We start from the raw sequence: 22,913 nt of genomic DNA on the forward strand, positions 1-22,913 counted from the left end.
CCGGGCGGTGTCGGACGGTCTGCGGGCCGGCGGTACGGGCCCGTCGTCCGCGCGGGTCGGGCCGGTCGTGGGGGGCCGGCGGGCGGGGCGGCGGCCGGACGGTGACGTCGGTCGTCGCGGGTGGGGTGGACAGTTTTCGCCGCCGTGTTCGATGCGGCTACTCACCGGAGTGACAAAATCCGCTCCTCCCGGTGGGGCCGCTTCATCACCTTCGCTCATGCCGCGGCCCGCGCGGCGCGCTCAGATCCCGCGGCCCGGACGTCCGGCGCGGACCAGCGGCACCAGTCCTGACAGCGCGAGCAGCCCGCCGGCCGCCCCGGCGCTCAGCGGCAACACCTCGCCGACCAGGGCCAGTTTGCGGTTGTCGGCGGCGGCAAGCCGCTCGGCTGCCCGCCGGGTCGCCGGGGTGAACCGCAGGCCGTCGACGTGCAGCAGGGTGACGGCGGTGTGCGGGGAACCAGGGGCGCGCAGCGTCTTGTGGGGCGACAGGGACACATCGAGGATCCGGCCGGTGCGCCGGTCGGCGACCACCGACATCCGCGCGTCGGCGTACCACTCCTCGGCCTGGACCTGGCCCTGCCCCGGCAGGCCCACCAGCCTGCCGGGTACCTGGCGGCTGCCGGTCCTGGTGGGCGGCACGCTCCCGGTGAAGCGGTAGCCCTGCTGGTCGCCGACCTGCCGGGTACCGGCGAAGCGGAGCGGGACGGCGGCTCCCAGGGTGTCGTCCCACCAGCGGTAGGTCCTGCGCTGGAGGTCGAAGGGGAACTTGAGGTAGGCGTCGCCGTCGTGCCCGGTGGGCGCCTCGTCGCAGCAGTGCACCGGGTCGTTGGTGCGCCGGTCGACGACCCAGCGCCCGGTCGTCCACTGGAACGCCTTGCGCACGTCCTTGCCCAGCGTCCCCGGGGTGTCGACGGCCGTCGAGACGTCCCACACCGCGTGCCCGCTCCGCCCGCTCGCCGCGACGTTGCCCAGCACATGCTGCGTGAGGGTGATTTTCTGCCGTTCTCGGGTCGCCAGCCGCCCGACGTCGAAGTAGCTGCCGGTCCCGGTGAACACGCTCGTCTCGTCGACATCGACCGGCGCGACCTTGGCCCGTGGCGTGACGTACCAGGTCAGCAGGGGTGCGAGGACGAGAAGGAAGACGCCGATGCCGATCAGGACCAGCGAACGCGGCGCGGCGGCCGTACCGGAATCACGCATACGAGCACTCCTGGAAGCGGTGGGGGTGGATCACGCTCTGGTGCACGTGCGGCGGCGCGATGCGCCATGGGCCGGGAACGTAGGCCAACTCTTGACAGGCAGTCAATGCCCTTCCACACTCGGCAGGCACCGCGGCCACCCGTGGTGCCGCGCTGTGGGAACGCGGTGCCGTTGCGGCCCTCCGGGCGCCTCCCGGCAGACCGGGCCGCCGACGGATCCGGCATCGACGAAGGGGCTCACGCGCCATGCACAGAATGCTTGCCGCCGCACTGTCCGCCCTGGCGGGCGCCGCGCTGGCCGTCGGCGCCGCACTCGGTGTCGTCGCGGCCCTGGACACCGCGCCCGCGCAGCCGAACGTCCCGCTGGTCACCTTCGACCGGGCCGGCGGATAGGAGGGCACGCGTGGTGAGTGCCGTCCGTTCGGCGTGGCGTGAGGTGCCATCCGTCCAGATACGGCGGTTCGCCGCGCTGGCGCTGGCGGAAGTGCCGCTGCTCGCCCAGGACATCCTGGCCGAGATCCGCCGGGAGTTCCCCCAACTGCCCGTGGTGCTGGACGAGTTCGGCGAACCGACCGCGCTGGTCGGCATCCGCCAGTCCCTTGAGCACTTCGTCGCGCACATGACGGTCGGCCTGGACCGGCCGCACATCCACCCGCGTGTCTTCCAGGAGTTCGGCCGCGGCGAGGGCATGCAGGGCCGCAGCCTGGACGCACTCCAGGCGATCTACCGGCTGGGTGTCCGGCTCGCCTGGCGGCGGCTGGCCGAGATCGGGCAGCAGGTCGCCATCCCGGCCCCCGCCATGTACGAGCTGGCCGAGTCGGGATTCGAGTACCTGGACGGCCTGGTCGCCGCCTCCGTACGCGGCTACGCCGAGGCCGCGGCCCGCCAGGCGGGCGAGCGGCTGCGGCTGCAACGGCGCCTGATGGAGCGGCTGTTCGCGCCCGCGGCGGCACGGGCGGGCACCGCCCCGAGCGCGGGAGCGGCCGGCCACGCACCCGATCCGGTGGTCGCCGAACAGGCGGCCCTGCTGGGCTGGCCGCTGCCCGAACGCGTCGCCGTGGCGGTGCTGTTACGGCCGGACCGCGCGGCGGTGGCGCCCGCCGTCGGCCCCGACATCCTGCTGGACATGGAGTGCGAACGGCCCCGGATGGTGGTGCCCGAACCCGACACCCCCGGGCGGGGCGAACTGCTGCGGCGGGCCGCGGCCGGCTGGTCGGGGGCGATCGGGCCCGCCGTGCCCCTGGCGGACGCGGCGAAGTCGCTGCGCTGGGCCGGGGCGGCGGCCGACCTGATGGAGCGCGGCCTGCTGCCCGTGGGTGATCTGCTCCAGTGCACCGAGCACACCGAGGCGCTGGTCCTGCTGCCGCCCGAGGAGCTGATCGAGGATCTCGGCCGCCGCCGCCTCGCCCCCCTGGCCGGCTGCGGCCCGGCGCACGGACTGCGGCTCGCCGAGACGCTGCTTGCCTGGCTGGAGACCCGCGGCGGGGCCCCCGAAGTGGCCGCCAGACTCGGCGTGCACCCGCAGACCGTGCGCTACCGGCTGCGTCAGATACGGGAGTTGTGGGGGAGCGAGGTGGACGACCCCGACCGCCGCTTCGAACTGGAGCTGGTGCTGCGGGCCCGGCGGCTGCGTGGGGAGCAGGGCTGAGCGGCGGCCGGGGGCGCGGGGGTCAGCTGAAGTCGAACTCGCCGGTGCGGGTCCGCTTCAGTTCGAAGAACCGGTCGTATCCGGCCAGCAGCCGGGCGCCGTCGAAGACCCGTACCGCGTCATCGCCGCGCGGGATCGACATCAGGACCGGGCCGAAGAAGGCCACCCCGTCGATGTGGATCGTCGGGGTGCCGACGTCCTCGCCGACCGGGTCCATGCCTTCGTGGTGGCTGGCGCGCAGCAGCTCGTCGTAACGGTCGGTCTCGGCCGCCCCGGCCAGCGCGGCCGGCAGTCCGGCCTCGGCGAGCGACTCCTGGATCACGGCGGTGAGGTCCTCGCGGCGGTCGTTGTGCAGGCGGGTGCCGAGCGCCGTGTACAGGTCGCGGAGCACCTCGTCGCCGTGTCCCGCGGCTGCGGCGATGCACACCCGCACCGGGCCCCAGCCCTCGTCCAGCAGCTCGCGGTACTTCTCCGGCAGGTCGTCGCGGCCTTCGTTGAGCACGGACAGGCTCATCACCCGGAACCGCAGATCGAGGTCGCGGTGCCGCTCGACCTCCAGGATCCAGCGGGAGGAGACCCAGGCGAACGGGCAGATGGGGTCGAAGTAGAAGTCGACGGTGTGCCGGGTGCGGCCGGGGTCCTGGGTGTCCTGGCCGCTCGGGGAGTTCTGGGAGGTCATGGGGTCAGGCTAGAGCGGTACACGGACGCACGTGCGGGCCACCCGCCGCCCCGCGCGGCCGGCCACTCCGTCGGACGGCCGCAGGCGACGGCGCAGCTGCCCGTCGTCCGCCCCTCATTCCGGTGCGGTGCCCAGCATCCGCTGGAGCAGTTCCTTGAGCAGCGTGCGTTCCGTGACGGTGAGCCGGCTCAGCGGCTCGCGGGCGAAGTGGAGCGAGCCGCGCAGCCGCTCGGCCGTACGCCTGCCATCGGCGGTCGGGGCGGCCAGCTTCACGCGGCGGTCGGCGGGGTCGGGCCGGCGCTCCACCAGGCCGCGTGATTCCAGCCGGTCGACTATGCCGGTGATGTTCGACGGCTCGCACTTGAGGCGCTGGGCGATGCGGCGCATGGGCAGCGGCTCGACGGTCAGCAGGCCGAGCACCCTGGCCTGGGCGCCGGTCAGGGAGTGCTGGGATGCCGCGTGCTCGTACTCCTCGTGGTAGCGGGCGACGATGGTGCCGATGAGGTCGACGACCTCGACGGTCAGAGGGTCTGCGCGCGGAGTCATGGAAACAGGATAACCGTTTGCTTGACATCATGAAATATCGAGCGCATGGTTGTTTCAGTACCTGAAACATTAGGAGGATCGACCCATGTCCGCACTGCCCGCGACCGGCCGTGAATGGCACCTCGTCGCCCGCCCGCACGGCTGGCCCACCCCGGACGACTTTGCGCTGCGCGAGGTCCCGGTGCCCGAGGTCGGTGAGGGCCAGATCCTCGTCCGCAACCTGCACTTCTCCGTCGACCCGTACATGCGCGGCCGGATGAACGACGTGAAGTCCTACGTCCCGCCGTTCCAGCTGGACCAGCCCATGGACGGCGGCGCGGTCGGCGAGGTCATCGCCTCGCGCGCGGAATCCGTCGCCGTCGGCGACCACGTCCTGCACGGCCTCGGCTGGCGCGAGTACGCCGTGCTCGACGCGGACAGCGCCGCCAAGATCGACGCCTCGCTCGCCCCGCTGACCGCCTACCTCGGCGTCCTGGGCATGCCGGGCCTGACCGCCTACGCGGGCCTCCTGGAGGTGGCGTCCTTCAAGGAGGGCGACGCCGTCTTCGTGTCCGGCGCGGCCGGCGCGGTGGGCAGCGAGGTCGGCCAGATCGCCAAGCTCAAGGGCGCGTCCCGGGTCATCGGCTCGGCCGGCTCGGACGAGAAGGTCAAGCTCCTCGTCGAGGAGTACGGCTTCGACGCCGCGTTCAACTACAAGAACGGCGACGTCACCAAGCAGCTCAAGGCAGCCGCACCCGACGGCATCGACGTCTACTTCGACAACGTCGGCGGCGACCATCTCGAAGCGGCCATCAGCGCGTTCAACGTCCACGGCCGCGCCGCCATCTGCGGCATGATCTCGATGTACAATGCCACCGAGCCGACCCCGGCGCCGCGCAACCTCGCGCTGGTGATCGGCAAGCGGCTGCGCCTCCAGGGCCTGCTGGTCGCCGACCACCGCGCGCTGCAGCCGCAGTTCGTCCAGGAGGTCTCCGGCTGGATCCGCTCCGGCGAGCTGAAGTACGGCGAGACCAAGGTCCCCGGCATCGAGAACGGCGTCGAGGCGTTCCTCGGTCTGCTCCGCGGCGAGAACACCGGCAAGATGATCGTGAGCCTCGCCGACTGACCTGGCGGGGCGGGCAGTTAGGCTCGGCGGCAAGCCGTCGCGATCGTGGGCGCGAGTCGCGGCGAACCACAGGAGGATTCATGTCCATCCAACCGGTTGACGTCGTCTACACCGCCGTCGCCACCGCCGAGAACGGCCGTGACGGCCGCGTCGCCACCGATGACGGCACGCTCGACGTCGTCGTCAACCCGCCCAAGGAGCAGGGCGGTAGTGGTGCGGGCACCAACCCCGAGCAGCTCTTCGCCGCGGGGTACAGCGCCTGCTTCCAGGGTGCGCTCGGTGTCGTCGCCCGCCAGGCGAAGGCGGACGTCTCGGGTTCCCGGGTGACCGCGCACGTCGGCATCGGCAAGACCCCGGTCGGCGGCTTCGGCCTCAAGGTCGAGATCTCCGCCTCGATCCCGAACGTCGACGCGGCCACCGCCGAGGACCTCGTGGAGAAGGCGCACCAGGTGTGCCCGTACTCCCAGGCCACCCGCGGCAACATCGAGGTCACGCTGACCGTCGCCTGACCCGCGACCACGGCGGAGCAGTACGCCGAGGGCCGCATCCCTGCCGGGGGTGCGGCCCTCGGCCGTTGCGCGCGGCGCTCTCCCCGAGGCCCGCGAAGGGCCCGCCCGGCAGCCGCGCCGTGCCCTTCCCCGTCCGGTCGGCGTGACGCAGGCCACAAACTGCATGTCTTGACGGGCACCTCGTGTAATCGATTACGTAGGCCCCACGAAATCGATTACACATCGATCACCCGGATCAGGCACCGGCTGGGACCAGGCATCGGCCTGGACCGGACACCGGCCTCGATCACACGCAGAGGATGGCAACGGCGCCATGGCGAACATCAAGGACGTGGCAGAGCGGGCGGGAGTCTCGGTCGCCACGGTTTCCCGGGTCCTCAACGGGCACCGTCCGGTCGCCGAGACCCGGGACCGGGTGCTCGCCGCCGTACGGGAGCTGGGCTACCGCCCCAACAACGTCGCCCGCGCGCTGCGCACCGCCCGCACCGGCACGCTCGGGCTGATCATCAGTGACCTCACCAACCCGTTCTTCACCGAGCTGGCCGACGCCGTCGAGGACGAGGCCCGCAGCCTCGGCTACAGCCTGATCATCGGCAACGCGGGCGAACGCCCCGAGCAGCAGGACGACTACATCCGCACGCTGCTCGACCGGCGGATCGACGGCCTGCTGGTCAGCTCGGCAGGCACCGGTTCCGCGATGCTCGGCGAGGTCGTCGAATCCGGCACCCCGCTGGTCCTGCTGGACCGTGCCGTACCCGGCGTCGACGCCCCGTGCGTACGCGCCGACGGCCGCGCCGCGCTCACCGAGCTGGCCGCCCACCTCGCCGCACTCGGCCGCCGCCGCCCCGCGATCATCGTCGCGCCGGCCGGTACCCCCACCGGCGACGAACGCCTGCACCTGTTCCGCACGGCGCTCGCCGCGCACGGCATCGACCTGCCCGACACCCGCGTCGGCGCCACCCCCGACCTCCAGCACACCGGTGGCCGCAGCGTGATGCGGGCCTTCCTCGACCTGCCCCAGCCGCCCGACGCGGTGCTGGCGACCGACAACCTGATGGCACTCGGCGCGCTGGACGAACTGCGCGCCCGCGGGCTGCGGATCCCCGACGACATGGCCCTGGTGGTCTACGACGACGTGCCGTGGTTCGCCCACACCGACCCGCCGCTGACGGTGATCGCCCAGCCCACCCGTGAACTGGGCAGGGCCGCCGTGCACACCCTGCTGGCGCGCATCGAGGGCCGGGCCGCCGGTCCGGTGCTGCTGCCGGCCCGGCTGGTGCCCCGCCGTTCCTGCGGCGAGCCGCCGGCCGGCTGACGCGCCACGCACCGGCACCCCATCCGAGCACCATCACCGAGCACCACACCCGAGCACCACATCCGAAGGAGAGAGGGGCAGCGCATGACCGGCGTCAACGACGACGTACCGGCCGGCCGCGAACTGCTGCGCGTGGAGGGGGTGACGAAGTCGTTCCCCGGCGTGCGCGCGCTGGACGGCGTGGACCTGAGCCTGCGCTCCGGCGAGGTGCACGTACTGCTCGGCGAGAACGGCGCGGGCAAGAGCACGCTCATCAAGATGCTGTCCGGCGCCCACCGCCCCGACGAGGGACGCATCCTCGCCGACTGCGGAGCGGACGGCGGACGCGACGGCGCGACGGACGGGGCCCAGGGGCTCCGTGAGGTGCACATCCGCTCCGCGCAGGACGCGGAACGGCTCGGCATCGCCACCATCTACCAGGAGTTCAACCTCGTCCCCGGCCTGACCGTCGCCGAGAACATCTTCCTCGGCCGTCAGCCGCGCACCGCGCTCGGCCTCGTCGACCGCAAGACGATGCGGGCCCGCGCCGCCGAACTGCTGCGCCGGGTGCGCCTGGACGTCTCCCCGAACACCCCGGTCTCCGAACTGGGCATCGCCCGGCTCCAGATGGTGGAGATCGCCAAGGCCCTCAGCCTCGAAGCCCGCGTCCTGATCATGGACGAGCCGACCGCGGTGCTCACATCCGACGAGGTCGAGACCCTCTTCGGCATCGTCCGCGAACTGCGCGCGGACGGCGTCGGCATCATCTTCATCACCCACCACCTCGACGAGATCGGCGCACTCGGCGACCGGGTCACCGTGCTGCGCGACGGCCGGTCCGTCGACGAGGTGCCCGCCGCCACCGGCGAGGAGGAACTGATCCGGCTGATGGTCGGGCGGGACATCTCCGAGCAGTACCCGCGCAAGCGCCCCGATGCGCCGGGCGCGCCGCTGCTGCGGGTCCGCGGCCTGACCCGGCACGGCGTCCGCAGCAGCAAGGGCTCACCGGCCCGCCCGGCCTTCGACGACATCCACTTCGAGGTGCGGGCCGGCGAGGTCGTCGGCCTCGCGGGGCTGGTCGGCGCGGGCCGCACCGAGGTCGCCCGCGCGGTGTTCGGCGTGGACCGCTACGACGCCGGGACCGTCGAGGTCGACGGCAGGGAACTGGCGCGCGGCGACGTGCGGGCGGCGATGCGGGCCGGGCTCGGCCTCGTACCGGAGGACCGCAAGGGCCAGGGCCTGGTCCTGGACGCCTCGCTCCAGGACAACCTGACGCTGGCCAGACTGGACCGCGACACCCGGCGCGGCCTCGTCGACCGGGGCGGCCAGCGGCGCGAAGCGGCGGCCGTCGCCGGGCAGTTGAAGGTCCGGATGAGCGGCCTCGGGCAGAGCGCCCGCACCCTCTCGGGCGGCAACCAGCAGAAGATCGTCATCGGCAAGTGGCTGCTGGCCGAGACCCGGCTGCTGATCCTCGACGAGCCGACCCGCGGCATCGACGTCGGCGCCAAGGTCGAGATCTACCAGCTGATCAACGAGCTGACGGCGGCCGGCTGCGCGGTACTGATGATCTCCAGCGACCTGCCCGAGGTCCTCGGCATGAGCGACCGGGTGCTGGTGATGGCACAGGGCCGGCTGGCCGGTGAACTCGCCGCCGCCGACGCCACGCAGGACGCGGTGATGGAGCTGGCCGTCCGGTCCCCGAAGGGCGCCGCCCCGCCCCAGGCCGGGCACACTCCGCACCCGGCACACGAAACACCAGGTCAGAGCGCGATGGAGGGCTCCGATGACTGATCTCCTGAAGACCCCGGGGGAGACGCCCCCGACCACGGCACCCGGCCCCGCGTTCGGACCGTGGTTCACCAGGGCGGTCCTCAAGAACGGCCCGCTGGGCGGCCTGATCGCCCTGGTCGTGGTGATGGCGGTGCTGTCCCAGGACTTCCTCAACGGACAGAACCTCCTCAACGTCGGCGTCCAGGCGTCCGTCACCGCGATCCTGGCGTTCGGCGTCACCTTCGTGATCGTCTCGGCCGGTATCGACCTGTCCGTCGGCTCGGTCGCCGCGCTCTCCGCCACCGTCGTCGCCTGGGCGGCCACGAGCGAGGGACTGCCGGTCTGGATCGCGGTGCTGCTCGGCCTGGCGGTCGGCGCGGCGGCGGGACTGGTCTCCGGCGCCCTCGTCGCGTACGGCAAACTGCCCGCCTTCATCGCCACGTTGGCGATGCTCTCGATCGGCCGCGGCCTGGCCCTGGTGATCTCCGGCGGCTCGCCGATCCCCTTCCCCGCCTCGGTCAGCTCGCTCGGCGACACCCTCGGCGGCTGGCTGCCGGTGCCCGTCCTGGTCATGATCGCCATGGGGCTGGTCGCCGCGCTGATCCTGGCCCGTACGTACTCAGGGCGCGCGATGTTCGCGATCGGCGGCAACGAGGAAGCCGCCCGGCTCTCCGGCATCCACGTCAAGCGCCGCAAGCTCGTCATCTACGCGCTGTCCGGCCTGTTCGCCGCGGTGGCCGGCATCGTGCTCGCCGCCCGGCTCACCTCGGCCCAGCCGCAGGCCGCTTCCGGCTACGAACTCGACGCCATCGCCGCCGTCGTCATCGGCGGCGCCAGCCTCTCCGGCGGCTCGGGCAAGGCGTCCGGCACCCTCATCGGCGCGCTGATCCTCGCCGTGCTGCGCAACGGCCTCAACCTGCTGAGCGTCTCGGCGTTCTGGCAGCAGGTCGCCACCGGCCTCGTCATCGCGCTCGCGGTGCTCCTCGACACCCTGCGGCGCCGGAGCGCCCGATGAGGGCCCGGACGGCACGGACCGCCGCGGCAGGACTGGCCGCCGCCCTCACCCTGGGCCTGGCCGGCTGCGACCGCGGCGGCCACACCGACCTGGGCCTGGCGCTGTCCACGATGAACAACCCGTTCTTCGTCGGCATCAAGGAAGGCGCACAGGCCGAGGCGGACGCGCGCGGCCTGCGCATCAACATCACCGACGCCCAGAACGACCCCACCCAGCAGATCAACCAGATGGAGACGTTCACCAGCCAGAACGTCAAGGCCGCCATCATCAACCCGGTCGACTCGGACGCCGCGGTGCCGGCCGTCGGCGTCGCCAACCGGGCGAAGACGCCGGTCATTTCCATCGACCGCGGCGTCAACGGCGGCGATGTCGGCTCGACCATCGCGTCCGACAACGTCGCGGGCGGCCGGCTGGCGGCGAAGACGCTCGCGCAGTCGCTCGGCGGCAAGGGCAAGGTGGCCTTCCTGGAGGGCCAGCCCGGCACATCGGCCGCCCGCGAACGCGGCCAGGGATTCGAGGAAGGGATCAAGAAGTTCCCCGGCATCCAGGTCGTCGTCCGGCAGCCCGCCGACTTCGACCGGACCAAGGGCATGGACGTGATGTCCAATATGCTCCAGGCACACCACGACATCGGCGGAGTGTTCGCGGCCAACGACGAGATGGCGCTCGGCGCGTCCAAGGCGCTGGGCGGGCGCTCCGGCAAGGACATCAAGGTCGTCGCGTTCGACGGCACACCGGACGGCGTGACGGCGGTCCGCAACGGCACGCTGACCGCCACCGTCGCCCAGCAGCCCAAGCTCCTCGGCAAGAAGGCCGTGGACTGGGCGATCGAGGCGTCGCGCGGGGCGAAGCTGCCGGCGTCGGTCAAGGTGCCCGTGGTGCTGGTGACGGCGGAGAACGCCGCGAAGTTCGACGGCTGAGGACGGCGGCCGGCCCGGCTCGGGCCGGCCGGTACGGCCCCGGCAACGACGTGAGACGAAGGCAAGAGGAGAACGGCGCATGTACGACGTCCTGGTGGTCGGTTCGGCCAACGCGGATCTGACGGTACGGGTGGACCGGCGGCCCGGCGCGGGCGAGACGGTGCTCGGCACCGACCTGGTCGAGTCGGCGGGCGGGAAGGGCGCCAACCAGGCGGCGGCTGCGGCCCGGATCGGCAGCCGGGTCGCGCTGCTGGCCCGGGTCGGCGGCGACGCCTACGGCGCGCTGCTGCTCGCCGCGCAACGGGAGGCCGGCACGGACGTCACGCCGGTCATCGTCGACGACGCGGCCCGCACCGGCACCGCGATGATCGTCGTCGGCCCGGACGGCGACAACAGCATCGTCGTCTCGCCCGGCGCCAACGCCGCCCTCACCCCGCAGGACGTGGCGGCGGCGCGGGAGACCATCGCGGGCTCGGCCGTCCTCTCCCTCCAGTTGGAGACCCCCGTCGAGACGGTGCGGGCAGCCGCGGCGACCGCCGAGGACACCGGCACCCGCGTCGTCCTCAACCCGTCCCCCGCCCCCGCCTCCCTGGCACCCGAACTCCTCGCCGTCGCCGACCCGCTGGTCGTCAACGAACACGAGGCCAGGCTGCTGTCCCAGGCCGCCGACGGCTCGCCCCGTGACTGGGCGCACGCCCTGCGCGACCTGGGCGCCCGCTCCGTCGTGGTCACCCTCGGCGGCGACGGCGCGCTGGTCCTGGACGCGTCGGGGACGCACGAGGTGCCCGGCGTGAAGGTCGACGCCGTCGACACCACCGGCGCCGGCGACGCCTTCACCGGCGCCCTCGCCACCCGGCTCGCCCGCGGCGACAGCCTGTCCGACGCCGCCCGCTTCGCCGTCCGCGTCGGCGCCGCGGCCGTCACCAAGCCCGGCGCCCAGCCGTCCTACCCGACCCTGGCCGAACTGGAGGCGCTGCCGGGGGAGTGAGCCCCTCGACGCCAGGCGGCACCTGCCGCGCCCGGGGCGCCCCTACGCCTCCTCTCCCTGCCGCGCCAGCTCCTTCGGCCCGTACACCGCCCCGTCCGCGCCCGTCGCCAGTGCCCAGTAGCGGTCGCCGTAGGACCAGTGCCACCACTCGGTCGGGTAGTTCACCAGGCCCGCGGCGGACAGCGCGGCGCTCAGTATCCGGCGGTTGGCGCGGGCGGTGGGGGACAGGCCGGGCGCTGCCGTGTAGCAGGCGCCGGCGCTCTCCTCCGGTGAGGCGTCGATCGGTGTGCCCATGTCGAGTTCGGTGCCGTCCGCGGTCACCAGGGTGAGGTCGACGGCGCCGCCCGCGCAGTGCGGCGCGATCTCCAGCGGTGAGACGAAGCGGCTGGTGGCCGCCAGGAGGGACGCCCCGTCCTGCTCGGGCCGTGCCGCCCGCAGCTTCTCGCGGTACCGCTCGAAGTACGTCCGCTGGAGGGACAGCGGGCGGTACCCCTCGACGACGCGCAGCCGCAGCCCGTCCGGCAGGGCTTCCTGCGCCGCGAGGAGCCGTCGCAGCACCCCGGACCGCAGGTGGGCGCAGGCGCCGTCGTCCTCCTCCTGGCCGCCGGGCGCCAGCAGTTGGGGCGCATCGGCCCGCAGGTCCACCAGCGGCTCGCCGCACTCCTGGACGGGGACGGCGGCCACGGCCGGGTCGGCCATCAGCGTGATGCGGTCGCGGACATCGGTCAGCACCAGTTCCGCCGCGTCCGCCGCGCCACCGGGGACGGCGTGCCCTTCACCCGCGCTCGCCACCCGCTCGCCGCTCGGCAGCCAGGCGCCACTGAGCCCCACGGAGCGGCCGGGGGATCCGGTGCCCGCGCCGTTCGCGAGCAGGACGTGCAGGTCGTGCGCGCGCGCCAGCGCCGGGTACCTGTCCAGGCTCGCCGGATCGCTGTGGAAGGCACTGGCGAGATACACCCGGCAGTCGTCCGCCGCGGCCCGCGCGGCCACCTCGGGGAAGGCGCTGTCGTAGCAGGTGGCGAGCGCGAACCGGATCCCACCGAGGGTGAAGCGCCCGTCGGCGCCGCCCGGGGCGAACACCTCGCGCTCCGTTCCGGTCGGGTGCCGCTTGTCGTAGCGGGTGAGCAGCGCGCCGTCAGGACCGTAGACGAACGAGCCGATCGTCGGCGCCTGCGCGGGGCCGTCGGCGCGGGCCGCGGCGTTCACGACCGCCGCGGCACCGGCCGCCCGGCAGGCGTCCCGCACGGGCGCCAGCCGGGGGTCGTCCGGTGTGACGGTCAGCCGCTCCGGGTCGGCGGCTATCGCCGTCAAGTCGTACTGGGTGAGCGCCAGTTCGGCGAAGACCACAAGGCCGGCGCCGCGCCCGGCCGCCTCGGTGACGAGCGCGGCCATCCGCGCCGCGTTGGCCTCGATGTCGCCAGGATGGGGGATGAACTGTGCTGCGGCAAGGATCATGCAGTCATCATGCCCGGCACGCCGCGGCCCCGCTCGGGCCTGTGGATAACTACCGCGGCGGCAGCGGATGATGAGCGGATCCGGGCCGCCCGGGGAGCCCGCCGAGCGCTGTACCCGCCTCGCGGTCCGCGCGGCTACCCCCGGCCGCCCCGCCCACTGTGCCCACCGTGCCCGCCGTCCGCCACCGAGGACGCCGCCACCGTCACGATCCGCCGCACCTGCGCGGTGATCGCCACCCGGTTGTGCACGAAGACCGGATCGGTGACCCGGCCGCCCGCCGGATCGGTGTTCCCCGGCCCGAACTCCAGGACCGGCGTGTGCAGATGGCCGCCCGCCAGGCCAGGCCGTACCGCATCGCGCAGCAGCGTCGCCCGGTAGCCGATCTCGTTGGACAGGTAGTCACCGCCGCCACCGGCGCGGGCCGTCGAGCCGGGCGTGGGGCCGTCCGGCCGTTCGACGGGCGCGCCGCCGCCCGCCGGGATCTCGGTGACCGCGGTGTGGTCGACGACCGGATAGGGCCCGGTCGTGGCCGCGACGATCCGCCGGTAGGGCAGGCCGGTGGTGGTCCACTGCGGCTGCGGTCGCACGGTCGGCACCCCGGCCGGTACCGGCACCGTCCCGGTCCGTGACACCCGGGCGTTGTCCGGATAGCCGCCCCGCCAGGCCCCGTTGGTCCGCTCGACGTCGAACCGCCCCGGCTTCCCCTGGCTGATCGTGGTGAACAGGTCGGCCTGCCGCGGCCCCTTGCGCAGGTGCGGCAGCAGCGTGCGCTCCACGGTGCCCGCCGCGAAGTCGTCCCACCGCACCGGGAAGACGGCCGCCTCGATGCGCGCCGGGCGCCCCGACGCGGTGCGCACCGTCGTCCCGTCGAGCGCCAGCGCCGCGGCCCCGGACGGGTTGCTGCGCCGTATGTCGGCGTCCAGTTGGAACGGGTCGAAGCCGGTCACCACGATCCGCAGCACCTTCCCGCCGGGCGGCAGGCCGATCGTGTCCTGCCCTCGCGAGCCGCGTTCCAGCGCCGTGATGAGCGCCTTCCGCCGCGCCGCGCTCAGCCCGAAGTCCGGCCGCCAGTCCCGCACTTCCTTCGTCATGGCCAGCCGTGCCCAGTACAGCGGCCGGTCGTCGTCCCGGCTGAGACCGCCTGCGGGCCCGTGCCCCTGCGCCCGCCGCACGGCGCGGTGCCACAGCTCCCGCCCCTCGCGCGCCACATACTGCCGGCTCTCCCCGTAGCTGCCCAGCCGCGTCAGGCCGTGCGCGAACTCCCGCTGCCACCTGTCGAATCCGCTGCGCCGCAGGATCTCCTGGGGGACGTCCCGGTCCAGCCGCCCCTCCTCGACGGATGTCGCGGTCCTGGAGCCGGAGGGGGCGGTGGCTGCCGCGGTGGCCGCGCCCGGAGCGGCCAGGGACAGGGGGACGGCGGCGGCCAGGGCGACGCCGAGCGCGCCCAGCCTGGTGCGTATGTGTCTCATGCGGCGAGTAAAGCCGGTGGGGGGCCGGGGACGGTAGAGGTCCGCGTGTGGCACCACGGCCCTCAGCGGGGCCGCGCCCGCCGCCCTGCCGTGTGCTCCTCACCCGTACGGGTAACGAATGCGTGACGACACCTACCGGGCGCACGGCGACCGCCATCAGAATGCAGGCCACCATGTGCCCGACCCGTCCCAGGGAGCGATGCATGACCGACCACGACACCGACCGGCGGTCCGACGCACAGTCCGCCCACGGGCGGGACGCCGTCCACCACGCCGCGGTCGAGACGGCCCTCGCCGCGCTCGACCTCGACACGAAGGCCGGGCTGCTGTCCGGGCAGGACGCGTGGACGCTGCCCGCGATCCCGGAGATCGGGCTGCGGTCACTGGTCATGTCGGACGGTCCGGTCGGGGTGCGAGGGCAGGAATGGAGCGCCGCCGACCCCTCGGTCGCGCTGCCGAGCCCGACGGCGCTGGCCGCCACCTGGGATCCCCAACTGGCCCGCACGGCAGGCCATCTGCTCGCCCAGGAGGCCCGCCGCAAGGGCGTGCACGTCCTGCTCGCCCCCACCGTCAACCTGCACCGCTCCCCTCTGGGCGGTCGCCACTTCGAGTGCTACTCGGAGGACCCGCACCTGACCGGCGTGATCGGCGCGGGGTACGTCCGCGGGGTCCAGGAAGGCGGCGTGGGCACGACCGTCAAGCACTTCGTGGGCAACGACGCCGAAACCGACCGGCTCACCGTCGACAACCGCATCGCCCCGCGCCCGCTGCACGAGCTGTACCTCGCGCCCTTCGAGCACATCGTCGAAAACGCCCGCCCCTGGGGCATCATGACCGCCTACAACCAGGTCAACGGCGCGACGATGACCGAACACCACCACCTCGTCAACGAAGTGCTGCGCGGCAGTTGGGGATTCGACGGCGTCAACGTCTCCGACTGGACCGCGGCCCGCGACACGGTCCGCGCGCTGAACGGCGGCCTGGACGTGGCCATGCCGGGCCCGCGCACCGTATTCGGCGACCGCCTCGCCGCCGCCGTGCGCGCCGGCGAGGTGACGGAGTCCGCGGTGGACGCGGCGGTCCGCAGGGTGCTGCTGCTGGCGGCCCGTACGGGATGCCTGGAAGGGGTGCCGGCCGCCGTCGACCCGGCGCGGGTGCCGCAGGGCATCGACGGCCGCGCGGTGGCCCGCGAGATCGCCCGCAGCTCCTTCGTCCTGCTGCGCAACGAGCCGGTGGCGGACGGCCGCCCGGTGCTGCCCGCCGACCCCGCCGCCCTCCGCACGGTCGCCGTGATCGGCGCCGCCGCCCGGGACGCCCGGGTGCTCGGCGGCGGCTCGGCGACCGTCTTCCCCGAGGCCGTCGTCGCGCCCCTGGAGGGACTGCGCGCCGCCCTGCCCGAAGGCGTCACGCTCCGCTACGCCGTCGGCGCCGAGCCCCGCACCCGCGTCCCGCACGCCCGTACGGGCTTCGCCCTGCGCACCCGCTACCTCGCCGCCGACGGCCGGGTGCTCGCCGAGACCCCGCAGTCCGACGGCAAGGTGCAGCTGATCGGCAGCTACCCCGAGGGTGTCGGCCGCGCCGAGCTGGCGGCCGTCGAGCTGACCGGCACATTCACCCCGCAGGCCACGGGCCGGCACGTCCTCGCGGTCTCCGGGACCGGCGCGCTGCGGCTGACCGTGGCCGGACAGGTGCACTTCGACGCGGACTGCGCGCCCGACGGCAGCGACCCGTTCGAGGCGTTCATGCACCCCGCCGAGCAGCGGGTCGAGGTGCCGCTCACGGCCGGGGAACAGGTGGACGTCACGCTGCGGTTCGTACCCCGGAGCCTGGGCCTCGGCGACGACATGGACGCGCTGAACTTCTCCCTGGGGCACGCGGAGCCGCAGCAGGCACCGGACGCCGAGATCGAGGAGGCGGTGCGCACGGCGGCCGGAGCCGACCTCGCGGTGGTGGTCGTGGCCACCACCGAAGAGGTCGAGTCGGAGGGCTTCGACCGCGCCGACCTGCGGCTTCCCGGCCGCCAGGACGAGCTGGTCGCCCGCGTCGCGGCGGCCAACCCGCGCACCGTCGTGGTGGTCAACTCCGGCTCCCCGGTGGAGCTTCCGTGGCGCGAGCAGGTGCCGGCCGTGCTGCTGAGCTGGTTCCCCGGCCAGGAGGCGGGCGCCGCGCTGGCCGACGTCCTGCTGGGCGCCGCCGAGCCGGGCGGCCGGCTCCCCACCACCTGGCCCGCCCGCCTGGAGGACGCACCCGTCACCCGCGTCACCCCCGAGGGCGGCCAACTCGACTACACCGAGGGCCTGTTCATCGGCTACCGGGCCTGGGAGCGGGCCGCTGCCGCCCCCGCGTACCCCTTCGGCCACGGCCTCGGCTACACCGACTGGGAGTACGAGTCGCTGGACACCACCCCGGACTCGGTACGGGTCAGGCTGCGCAACACCGGGCAACGGGCAGGCCGTGAGGTCGTCCAGATCTACCTGGCACCGGCGGACAGCGGCCCGGCAGGCGCCGCGCCGACCGACCGGGACGCGGCCTGGCCGGCCCGCCGGCTGGCCGGATTCGCGGCCGTGCGGGCGGCTCCGGGCGAGAGCGTCGAGGCCGAGATCGCCCTGCCCCGGCGGATGTTCGAGATCTGGGACGAGACGGCAGGCGCCCGCCGCCTCATCGCGGGTGACTACACCGTCGAGGCGGCGCACAGCGTCGCCGACCGCAGGCTGACCGCGGAGATCACCGTCGGATAGCGCCCGATCCGGACGACAGCCCTTCAGGGACGGGCCCCGGGACACCCCCGGGGCCCGCTGTCTCAGGACGCCGGGACCACCGACACATCGCCCCCGCTGGTGTGTGCCGCCACCTTGTGCGCGGCGGAAGCGTCCGTCGTCACCGACACCTTCCGGTTGCCGCCGCTGGTCGATGCGTCCACCGCGTAGCTGCCCTTGGGCAGCCGGATCGTGACGTCGCCGCCGCTGGTGCGGCCCGACACGTCATCGGGGACCTTCGTGAATCCGGCCGTCACGTCGCCGCCGCTGGTGCGTACCTTGGCGGTGCGGGCCGCGGAGTCGTCGAGGGTGATGTCCCCGCCGCTGGTCTCCGCGGCGACCGAGCCCGACATGCCGCTGACGGTGATGTCCCCGCCGCTGGTGTGCAGATCGACATCGGTGCCGCGCGGCACCCGCACCCGGTAGCTCACCGTGCAGCGGTCTCCCATGTCCTTGCACGAGGCGGCCTTCAGGGACAGCCGGCCGTCCTTGAGGGAGTGGTCGGGGTGCGGCTTGCTGCCGGTGTAGCTGTACTTCTCCGTCACCTTGACCGGGCCGCCCGCGTCCACCGGCACGACCTCGATGGACCCGCCTGACGTGCGCGCCGCCACCGATGAGACCGTGCCGTCCACCGTGTACGTACGCTCCGCCTCCTTGGACGGGCCCATGCCGCTCAACGAGCAGCCGGTCGTCAGCACGGCCAACGCCGCGCAGCCGATGGCGAGATGGGACACGCGAGGACGGGACATGGGAAGGGTTCTCCTGAGGCAGGCGGCATACCGGTCACGGGACATCCTTCAGCACCGGGGCCCCCGGGACGTCGCGCCACGGGATGAGCTTTCCGCCCCGCGCCCCTAAGGGACACGCCCTGACCGGCACGGGGGACACGCTCTAGGCGGAGCTGAGTTCCTCGACGAGGCGCGTCATGTGCGGGGACGGCAGGGTTTCCAGCTCCTGCCGCAGCAGCTCACGGTAGCTCTGGTAATGCTTCAGCGCGCAGGCCGTGTTGCCTTCGGCCGAGTGGATTTCGATGACGATGCGATGCGCGGATTCACGGATCGGATCGATGTCTATGGCGGTCATCGCGGCCTGAAGTGCGAGCAGATACGCCCCTGCCTCCTGGAGCTGCTGAGCGATGCTTTCCAGGGCGTGCAGGCGGGCTTGGTCCCAGCGTTGGCGTTCGAGGGAGAGCCATTCGTCGGGCCAGCCCGGCAGTAATTCCTGATCGAGTTCGCCGACCAGCGGGTCGCAGTCGGCCGGCAGGGGACGCTGCCTGGCGCTGTGCTGCTGCGCCGCGGCCCGCAGCGCGTGCAGGTCGACGTCCACCGCGGGCGAGAGCCGTAAGCGGTGCCCCGAGCTGTCGATGACGGTTACGGAACGTGTCCGCCGGCCCCGGCACAGGGCTGACCTGAGGTTCGCAGCCGCGCGGCTGGGTGTGCAGTCGGGCCAGAGCTGTTCGGCGGCGGCCCCACGGTGCACCCCGCGCGGGTTCAGGGCGAGGAGGGCCAACAGGCGCTGGCTGCCCAGGGGGAGGGGAATGCGGCTGCCGTCGTAAGCGAACTCGAAAACCCTGAGGAGTTGCAGGTAGGCGCTGTTCGCGATCACACACACCACTCTGGGACCGGCCGCCGGTCCGCGCATCCGGATATGCCACGCGGAAGGCCGGAACAGGCGCGGACACTGCGGGATTTCCTCGGTCCCCGGAAGGAATTCCGGAGTCTTTCACATGGCGTCCGACCGGCGGGACAGACGCTTCGGCAATGTTTCGGAGACGTTTGCGGAACGCCTTTTGCGCGTTCGTGGCACGGCCGCGGAACGAGGCGGTCCGAACCTCGTGGTGAACGGATGCCGGGGCCCGTGCCCTTGGCGGAAAGGTGGTCCGGATGGAAGCCAGGTCGGTGATCCGGTGCCCGGCACTGAGCGACGAGGAACTGCTGGGCGACGCCAGGGTCTGCGTCGCCGTGCTGGACGGTCCGGTGGACCTGTCCCATCCGTGTTTCGCGGGCGCGGATCTCACGCGCCTGGACACGCTGGTGCAAGAGCCCGCCGGGCAAGGGCCGATGTCGCTGCACGGTACACATGTGGCGAGTCTGCTGTTCGGGCAGCCGGGCAGCACCGTCGTCGGCGTGGCACCGCGGTGCCGGGGCCTGATCATTCCGGTGTTCCGCGACGCGCGGGAAGGGCGTGTGCCCCAACTGGATTTGGCCCGCGCGATCGAACAGGCGGTGCAGGAGGGCGCGCACATCATCAACATCAGTGGTGGTGAGCGGACACCGGACACGCAGGCGGAGAGCCTGCTGAGCAGGGCTCTGCGGCTGTGCGACGACAGCGGCGTGCTGGTGGTCTCGGCCGTCGGCAACGACGGATGCGACTGCCTTCAGGTGCCGGCGGCCGTGTCATCGGTGCTGGCGGTGGGGGCGAGCGGGACCGACGGTACGCCGCTGAAGATCAACAACTGGGCGGCGGTGTACCGCGAGAACGGTGTACTGGCTCCGGGCCAGGACATCGAAGGGGCCGTACCCGGCGGCGGGCGCAGAGCGATGACCGGGAGCAGCTTCGCCACCCCCGCGGTGTCAGGGGCCGCCGCACTGCTGGTGGCCACGCAGCTCAGGGAAGGGCGGAAGGCCGACCCCAAGGCTGTGCGCCGGGCCCTGGTCGACAGCGCGTGGGCCCCTCCGTGCGCGCCGGGCGACTCGCCCGGCTGCCGGCGGTATCTCGCCGGTCACATGGACGTCGCGGGCGCGCACCGGCTGATCACGGAGGCGGACCGCACGCCTGCCGGCCGGGTGGCCGACGCGGCGCCGTCGCCCGCGGCGGCACAGGACACCGGAGAACTTTCCCCCGCAACGGGGGTGAACGCTGCCGGCGGGCCCGCTGTGTCCGGGGCGCCGGACACCGAGTCGAGTGAGGGAGCAGGTGCCATGGATGCCAATGACGTGCCCGTCACCACGGGCCAGGACGCCGATGCGCCCCCTGAGCCGCCGCCCGGCGGCGCGGGCGAGCAGGACCCGGCGGCGCCGGGAGATCCGGCGGCGCAGGAGTGGCAGGCGAGTGCCGCGGAGCAGGAGGGCAGCGCGACCGGTGAGCCCTCGTCGCAGACGCCGGATTCCGGTGCGAGGCAAGGAGCAGATGCCATGGAACCGCACGAGATGCCGCAGACGGCGGCCGGCGGGACGGCGCAGGCAGGCCGGGCAGTTGAGAGCGCACCGGCGCAGACCGGACCGCCGGAGCGGGCCGGCGCCGCGCACGCGGGAGTGCAGGCGGCGTGCGGTGGCGGGACCGGAGCGTCCTGCGGCTGCGGGGGCGGGGGCGCGCGCCCCTTGATCTACGCGATCGGGACGATCGGCTTCGACTTCCGGACCGAGGCCCGCCGTGACACGTTCCGGCAGTTGATGCCCTGGACCGAGGGCCGGCCCGGCCCGAAAGGTGAACCGTCGTTCGTCCAGCCCAACATCTACAACCCGACGCAGCTGAGCGCGTACCTGTCGGCGAACCCGTGGGAGAGCGACAAGCTCACCTGGACGCTGGAGCTGGACCGCACGCCGATCTACGCGCTGGAGGCGGAGGCGCCGGTCGGCATGAACTGGGGCGGCACGGTCCCGCCTGACCCGGCCGAGGCGAAGGCGAAGGCGAAGGCGGCGACCACCGACCCGGACGCGCTCGCGCAGCTCCTCATGGAGCGCTCCTATCCGCCGGTGTCCACGGTCTACAAGGTCTTCAGGGAAGCGATCGCCGGACAGGCCAGGCTGCCGGGTGACGAGGACGTGGTCTCCCGGGTGTCCATACCGGGGAGGCTCACCGACCGGACCACGCGGCTGTTCTCCGGGCAGGTCGTACCCGTCGTCGAGGTCATGAGCCGCGGACTCGCCACCTGGAACGAGACGGCGCTGGTCAAGGCCGTGGTGGACGGGGTCACCAGCGACCACAGGAACGAGGCGACCACCAACCAGCAGGACCTGGAGAAGACGATCAGGGCGCTGCTGGACAAGATCTACTACCAGTTCCGCAACCTCGGGCAGAGCTCCGCCGACCGCGCGCTGAACTACGCGGGCACCAACGCCTTCCAGTTCGGCAACCAGGTCAAGGAGGGCCTGCTGTCCGCCAGTTACGTGCCGGGGTCGAGCATGAACCTCTACTCGCTGGACACGGTCCGGGTCTCGAAGAGCCCGTACTGCCGTATCGGCTCGGACTGCCAGGACGTGGTCGTCACCTTCCTGGACCCCGAGGACGACCGCCGGGCGAAGGTGAACTACCTGTTCACCATCGACGTCAGCGACATCCCTCCGGTGAGCCTGGCGCCGGTCCACACCTTCCTCGGCGACATGTGAGCCATCCGGCAACACGACAGCGAGGCAAAGGAGTTGACCATGAACAGCAGCGGCCACGAGCAGCGGAACGCACCCGACCACGGGCCGGCGCTCGCGCTCCCCGCGCAGGTGCCGCCGGTACCCCGCGGCGACGCGGCACCCGGCACGGCGTACGACGCCGCGGACGGTGGCGTCGAAGCGGCCATGCGGTGCGCGGACATGACCGGGATCGCCCGGCAGATGTGCTTCGCCCGCGGCGGAGCCTAGGTGCAGCGAGGGGTCGGTGACCCGTCGTCGGTGCACAGAGGCCGCCGGGCTGCCGCCGCAGGCGGCGCCCACCGGGCGGAAGGTGCCGGCGGAACCGCCGTCGGCGCGAGGAACGGGACAACAGCGAAAGGAAGAATCTGATGTTCGAACGTACTGAGCGGGACACGGACCGGCCGCGGGTGCCCGGCGCGCTGGAGATGCCGCGGCAGTCGCCGCCCATCGACCGCAGCACGGGCGCAGCCGCCGGCGCGGCAGGCGACACCGCGGGTGTCGAGGCGGACGGATTCCTCACCGGGCTCCTCTCGAAGATCCTGCCGATCTGAACACACCGGGCGCCGGTGACGACGGCTGCCACCGGCGCCCGACCCCTCTGCCGAGGGAACTCGGCACGGCGGAAGGAAGGCCATGAAGAGCGAACGCACCGACCGCAAGGCGGACCGGCCGCGGATGCCGGGCACCTTGGAGATGCCGCGGCAGGCGCCGCCCGTCGACCGCACCGCAGCCGCGTCCGTGGCTGCCTGGGACGACACCGGAGGTGTCGAGGCGAACGACTTCTTCGACACGCTCAAGGACATCCTCGATCTCTGAATCCGGCACGCGCCGGCGGCAGCGGCCCGCCGCACCGCCGGCGCCGCCCCGGCAGGTCCGGTCACCCCGGCTGAACGCCGGACACACGGACCGGGCCGCGCCGGGGCTCCGGCGCACACCGTGCGCTTTCGACGGGAGGCACCATCATGCAGCTCCATCTGCCGGTTCAGGGGGTGGTCAACCGTGCCGAGCCGCTCGAACCGTTCCTTGTCGCGTATCCCTTCGACGACGAGGGGGTGGCCAGTCTGGTCCGCAGGGAGGTGGGCCAGCCGTTCGGCGGCGGCGACGTGAACGATCCGGGCCCCCTCATCTGCCACGACACCGAGGGCGAGGAGTGCCCGTGGGTGCAGGACCCGGGGCCGGGAGATCTCTTCTGAACCACGGGAGATCTCTTCCGA

20 protein-coding genes and 1 pseudogene are annotated in these 22,913 nt (G+C 73.1%); 14 read left to right on the plus strand and 7 right to left on the minus strand.

Features of this window, described 5'->3' with window-relative positions; translation table 11 throughout:
* Positions 1–240 precede the first annotated feature (240 nt).
* On the minus strand, positions 241–1,200 hold the full coding sequence (locus ACIBK8_RS26935) for a DUF3068 domain-containing protein (RefSeq protein ID WP_399044444.1): 960 nt from the start codon (positions 1,198–1,200) through the stop codon (positions 241–243).
* A 245-nt stretch (positions 1,201–1,445) separates the two neighbouring features.
* On the opposite strand from ACIBK8_RS26935, the gene ACIBK8_RS26940 reads away from it, so the two are divergent.
* Positions 1,446–1,592 (plus strand): hypothetical protein, encoded by a 147-nt coding sequence (locus tag ACIBK8_RS26940; RefSeq protein WP_399044445.1) that lies wholly within the window; start codon positions 1,446–1,448, stop codon positions 1,590–1,592.
* A 10-nt stretch (positions 1,593–1,602) separates the two neighbouring features.
* Positions 1,603–2,847 (plus strand): helix-turn-helix domain-containing protein, encoded by a 1,245-nt coding sequence (locus ACIBK8_RS26945; protein WP_399044446.1) that lies wholly within the window; start codon positions 1,603–1,605, stop codon positions 2,845–2,847.
* A gap of 22 nt (positions 2,848–2,869) precedes the next feature.
* Here ACIBK8_RS26945 and ACIBK8_RS26950 read toward each other — a convergent pair whose 3' ends face one another.
* Both ACIBK8_RS26950 and ACIBK8_RS26955 read right to left on the minus strand, forming a co-directional pair.
* Positions 2,870–3,526, minus strand: coding sequence for a disulfide bond formation protein DsbA (locus tag ACIBK8_RS26950; protein WP_393680025.1), 657 nt, complete (start codon positions 3,524–3,526; stop codon positions 2,870–2,872).
* 114 nt (positions 3,527–3,640) lie between these two features.
* Entirely contained in the window at positions 3,641–4,072 is a 432-nt protein-coding gene (locus ACIBK8_RS26955) for a MarR family winged helix-turn-helix transcriptional regulator (protein ID WP_399044447.1), read from the minus strand.
* 85 nt (positions 4,073–4,157) lie between these two features.
* On the opposite strand from ACIBK8_RS26955, the gene ACIBK8_RS26960 reads away from it, so the two are divergent.
* From ACIBK8_RS26960 to rbsK, 6 genes and pseudogenes are all read left to right on the plus strand, one after another.
* Positions 4,158–5,177 carry an NADP-dependent oxidoreductase gene (locus ACIBK8_RS26960; protein ID WP_399044448.1) on the plus strand — a complete coding sequence of 340 codons (1,020 nt, stop codon included), beginning with the start codon at positions 4,158–4,160 and terminating at the stop codon, positions 5,175–5,177.
* Positions 5,178–5,257: 80 nt separating this feature from the next.
* Positions 5,258–5,686 (plus strand): organic hydroperoxide resistance protein, encoded by a 429-nt coding sequence (locus tag ACIBK8_RS26965; protein WP_399044449.1) that lies wholly within the window; start codon positions 5,258–5,260, stop codon positions 5,684–5,686.
* 313 nt (positions 5,687–5,999) lie between these two features.
* Positions 6,000–7,001, plus strand: coding sequence for a LacI family DNA-binding transcriptional regulator (locus tag ACIBK8_RS26970; RefSeq protein WP_399044450.1), 1,002 nt, complete (start codon positions 6,000–6,002; stop codon positions 6,999–7,001).
* Between the two features lie 84 nt (positions 7,002–7,085).
* Entirely contained in the window at positions 7,086–8,771 is a 1,686-nt protein-coding gene (locus ACIBK8_RS26975; protein ID WP_399044451.1) for a sugar ABC transporter ATP-binding protein, read from the plus strand.
* A pseudogene (locus tag ACIBK8_RS26980) lies at positions 8,764–10,685 on the plus strand (substrate-binding domain-containing protein). Before ACIBK8_RS26975 ends, ACIBK8_RS26980 begins: the two are co-directional and overlap by 8 nt.
* 79 nt (positions 10,686–10,764) lie before the next feature.
* Positions 10,765–11,673, plus strand: coding sequence for a ribokinase (gene rbsK / locus ACIBK8_RS26985; RefSeq protein WP_399044452.1), 909 nt, complete (start codon positions 10,765–10,767; stop codon positions 11,671–11,673).
* Between the two features lie 42 nt (positions 11,674–11,715).
* Here the strand turns inward: rbsK and ACIBK8_RS26990 are convergent, their stop codons facing one another.
* Entirely contained in the window at positions 11,716–13,128 is a 1,413-nt protein-coding gene (locus ACIBK8_RS26990) for a nitrilase-related carbon-nitrogen hydrolase (protein WP_399044453.1), read from the minus strand.
* A gap of 134 nt (positions 13,129–13,262) precedes the next feature.
* A complete protein-coding gene (locus ACIBK8_RS26995; RefSeq protein ID WP_399044454.1) occupies positions 13,263–14,597 on the minus strand; it encodes a pyroglutamyl peptidase in 1,335 nt (444 codons plus the stop codon).
* Positions 14,598–14,800: 203 nt separating this feature from the next.
* On the opposite strand from ACIBK8_RS26995, the gene ACIBK8_RS27000 reads away from it, so the two are divergent.
* Positions 14,801–17,335 carry a beta-glucosidase gene (locus ACIBK8_RS27000; RefSeq protein ID WP_399044455.1) on the plus strand — a complete coding sequence of 845 codons (2,535 nt, stop codon included), beginning with the start codon at positions 14,801–14,803 and terminating at the stop codon, positions 17,333–17,335.
* A gap of 62 nt (positions 17,336–17,397) precedes the next feature.
* Here ACIBK8_RS27000 and ACIBK8_RS27005 read toward each other — a convergent pair whose 3' ends face one another.
* Together ACIBK8_RS27005 and ACIBK8_RS27010 are read right to left on the minus strand one after the other, a co-directional pair.
* Positions 17,398–18,102, minus strand: coding sequence for a DUF4097 family beta strand repeat-containing protein (locus ACIBK8_RS27005; RefSeq protein ID WP_399044456.1), 705 nt, complete (start codon positions 18,100–18,102; stop codon positions 17,398–17,400).
* 142 nt (positions 18,103–18,244) lie between these two features.
* A complete protein-coding gene (locus ACIBK8_RS27010) occupies positions 18,245–18,958 on the minus strand; it encodes a BTAD domain-containing putative transcriptional regulator (RefSeq protein ID WP_399044457.1) in 714 nt (237 codons plus the stop codon).
* Positions 18,959–19,236: 278 nt separating this feature from the next.
* Between ACIBK8_RS27010 and ACIBK8_RS27015 the strand changes: the two genes are divergently transcribed.
* The 5 genes from ACIBK8_RS27015 to ACIBK8_RS27035 all read left to right on the plus strand — a co-directional run bounded on the left by ACIBK8_RS27015 (position 19,237) and on the right by ACIBK8_RS27035 (position 22,892).
* Positions 19,237–21,681, plus strand: a complete 2,445-nt coding sequence (locus tag ACIBK8_RS27015; RefSeq protein WP_399044458.1) for a S8 family serine peptidase — start codon at positions 19,237–19,239, stop codon at positions 21,679–21,681.
* Between the two features lie 39 nt (positions 21,682–21,720).
* The gene (locus ACIBK8_RS27020; RefSeq protein WP_399044459.1) at positions 21,721–21,927 is read left to right on the plus strand and encodes a hypothetical protein; all 207 of its coding nucleotides are present in this window, start codon (positions 21,721–21,723) and stop codon (positions 21,925–21,927) included.
* 140 nt (positions 21,928–22,067) lie between these two features.
* Positions 22,068–22,250, plus strand: a complete 183-nt coding sequence (locus tag ACIBK8_RS27025; protein ID WP_399044460.1) for a hypothetical protein — start codon at positions 22,068–22,070, stop codon at positions 22,248–22,250.
* 82 nt (positions 22,251–22,332) lie between these two features.
* Positions 22,333–22,515 carry a hypothetical protein gene (locus tag ACIBK8_RS27030; protein WP_399044461.1) on the plus strand — a complete coding sequence of 61 codons (183 nt, stop codon included), beginning with the start codon at positions 22,333–22,335 and terminating at the stop codon, positions 22,513–22,515.
* A gap of 146 nt (positions 22,516–22,661) precedes the next feature.
* Positions 22,662–22,892 carry a hypothetical protein gene (locus tag ACIBK8_RS27035; RefSeq protein ID WP_399044462.1) on the plus strand — a complete coding sequence of 77 codons (231 nt, stop codon included), beginning with the start codon at positions 22,662–22,664 and terminating at the stop codon, positions 22,890–22,892.
* Positions 22,893–22,913: the final 21 nt, after the last annotated feature.

This window comes from Streptomyces sp. NPDC050161, assembly GCF_044460025.1.
GTDB lineage: Bacteria > Actinomycetota > Actinomycetes > Streptomycetales > Streptomycetaceae > Streptomyces.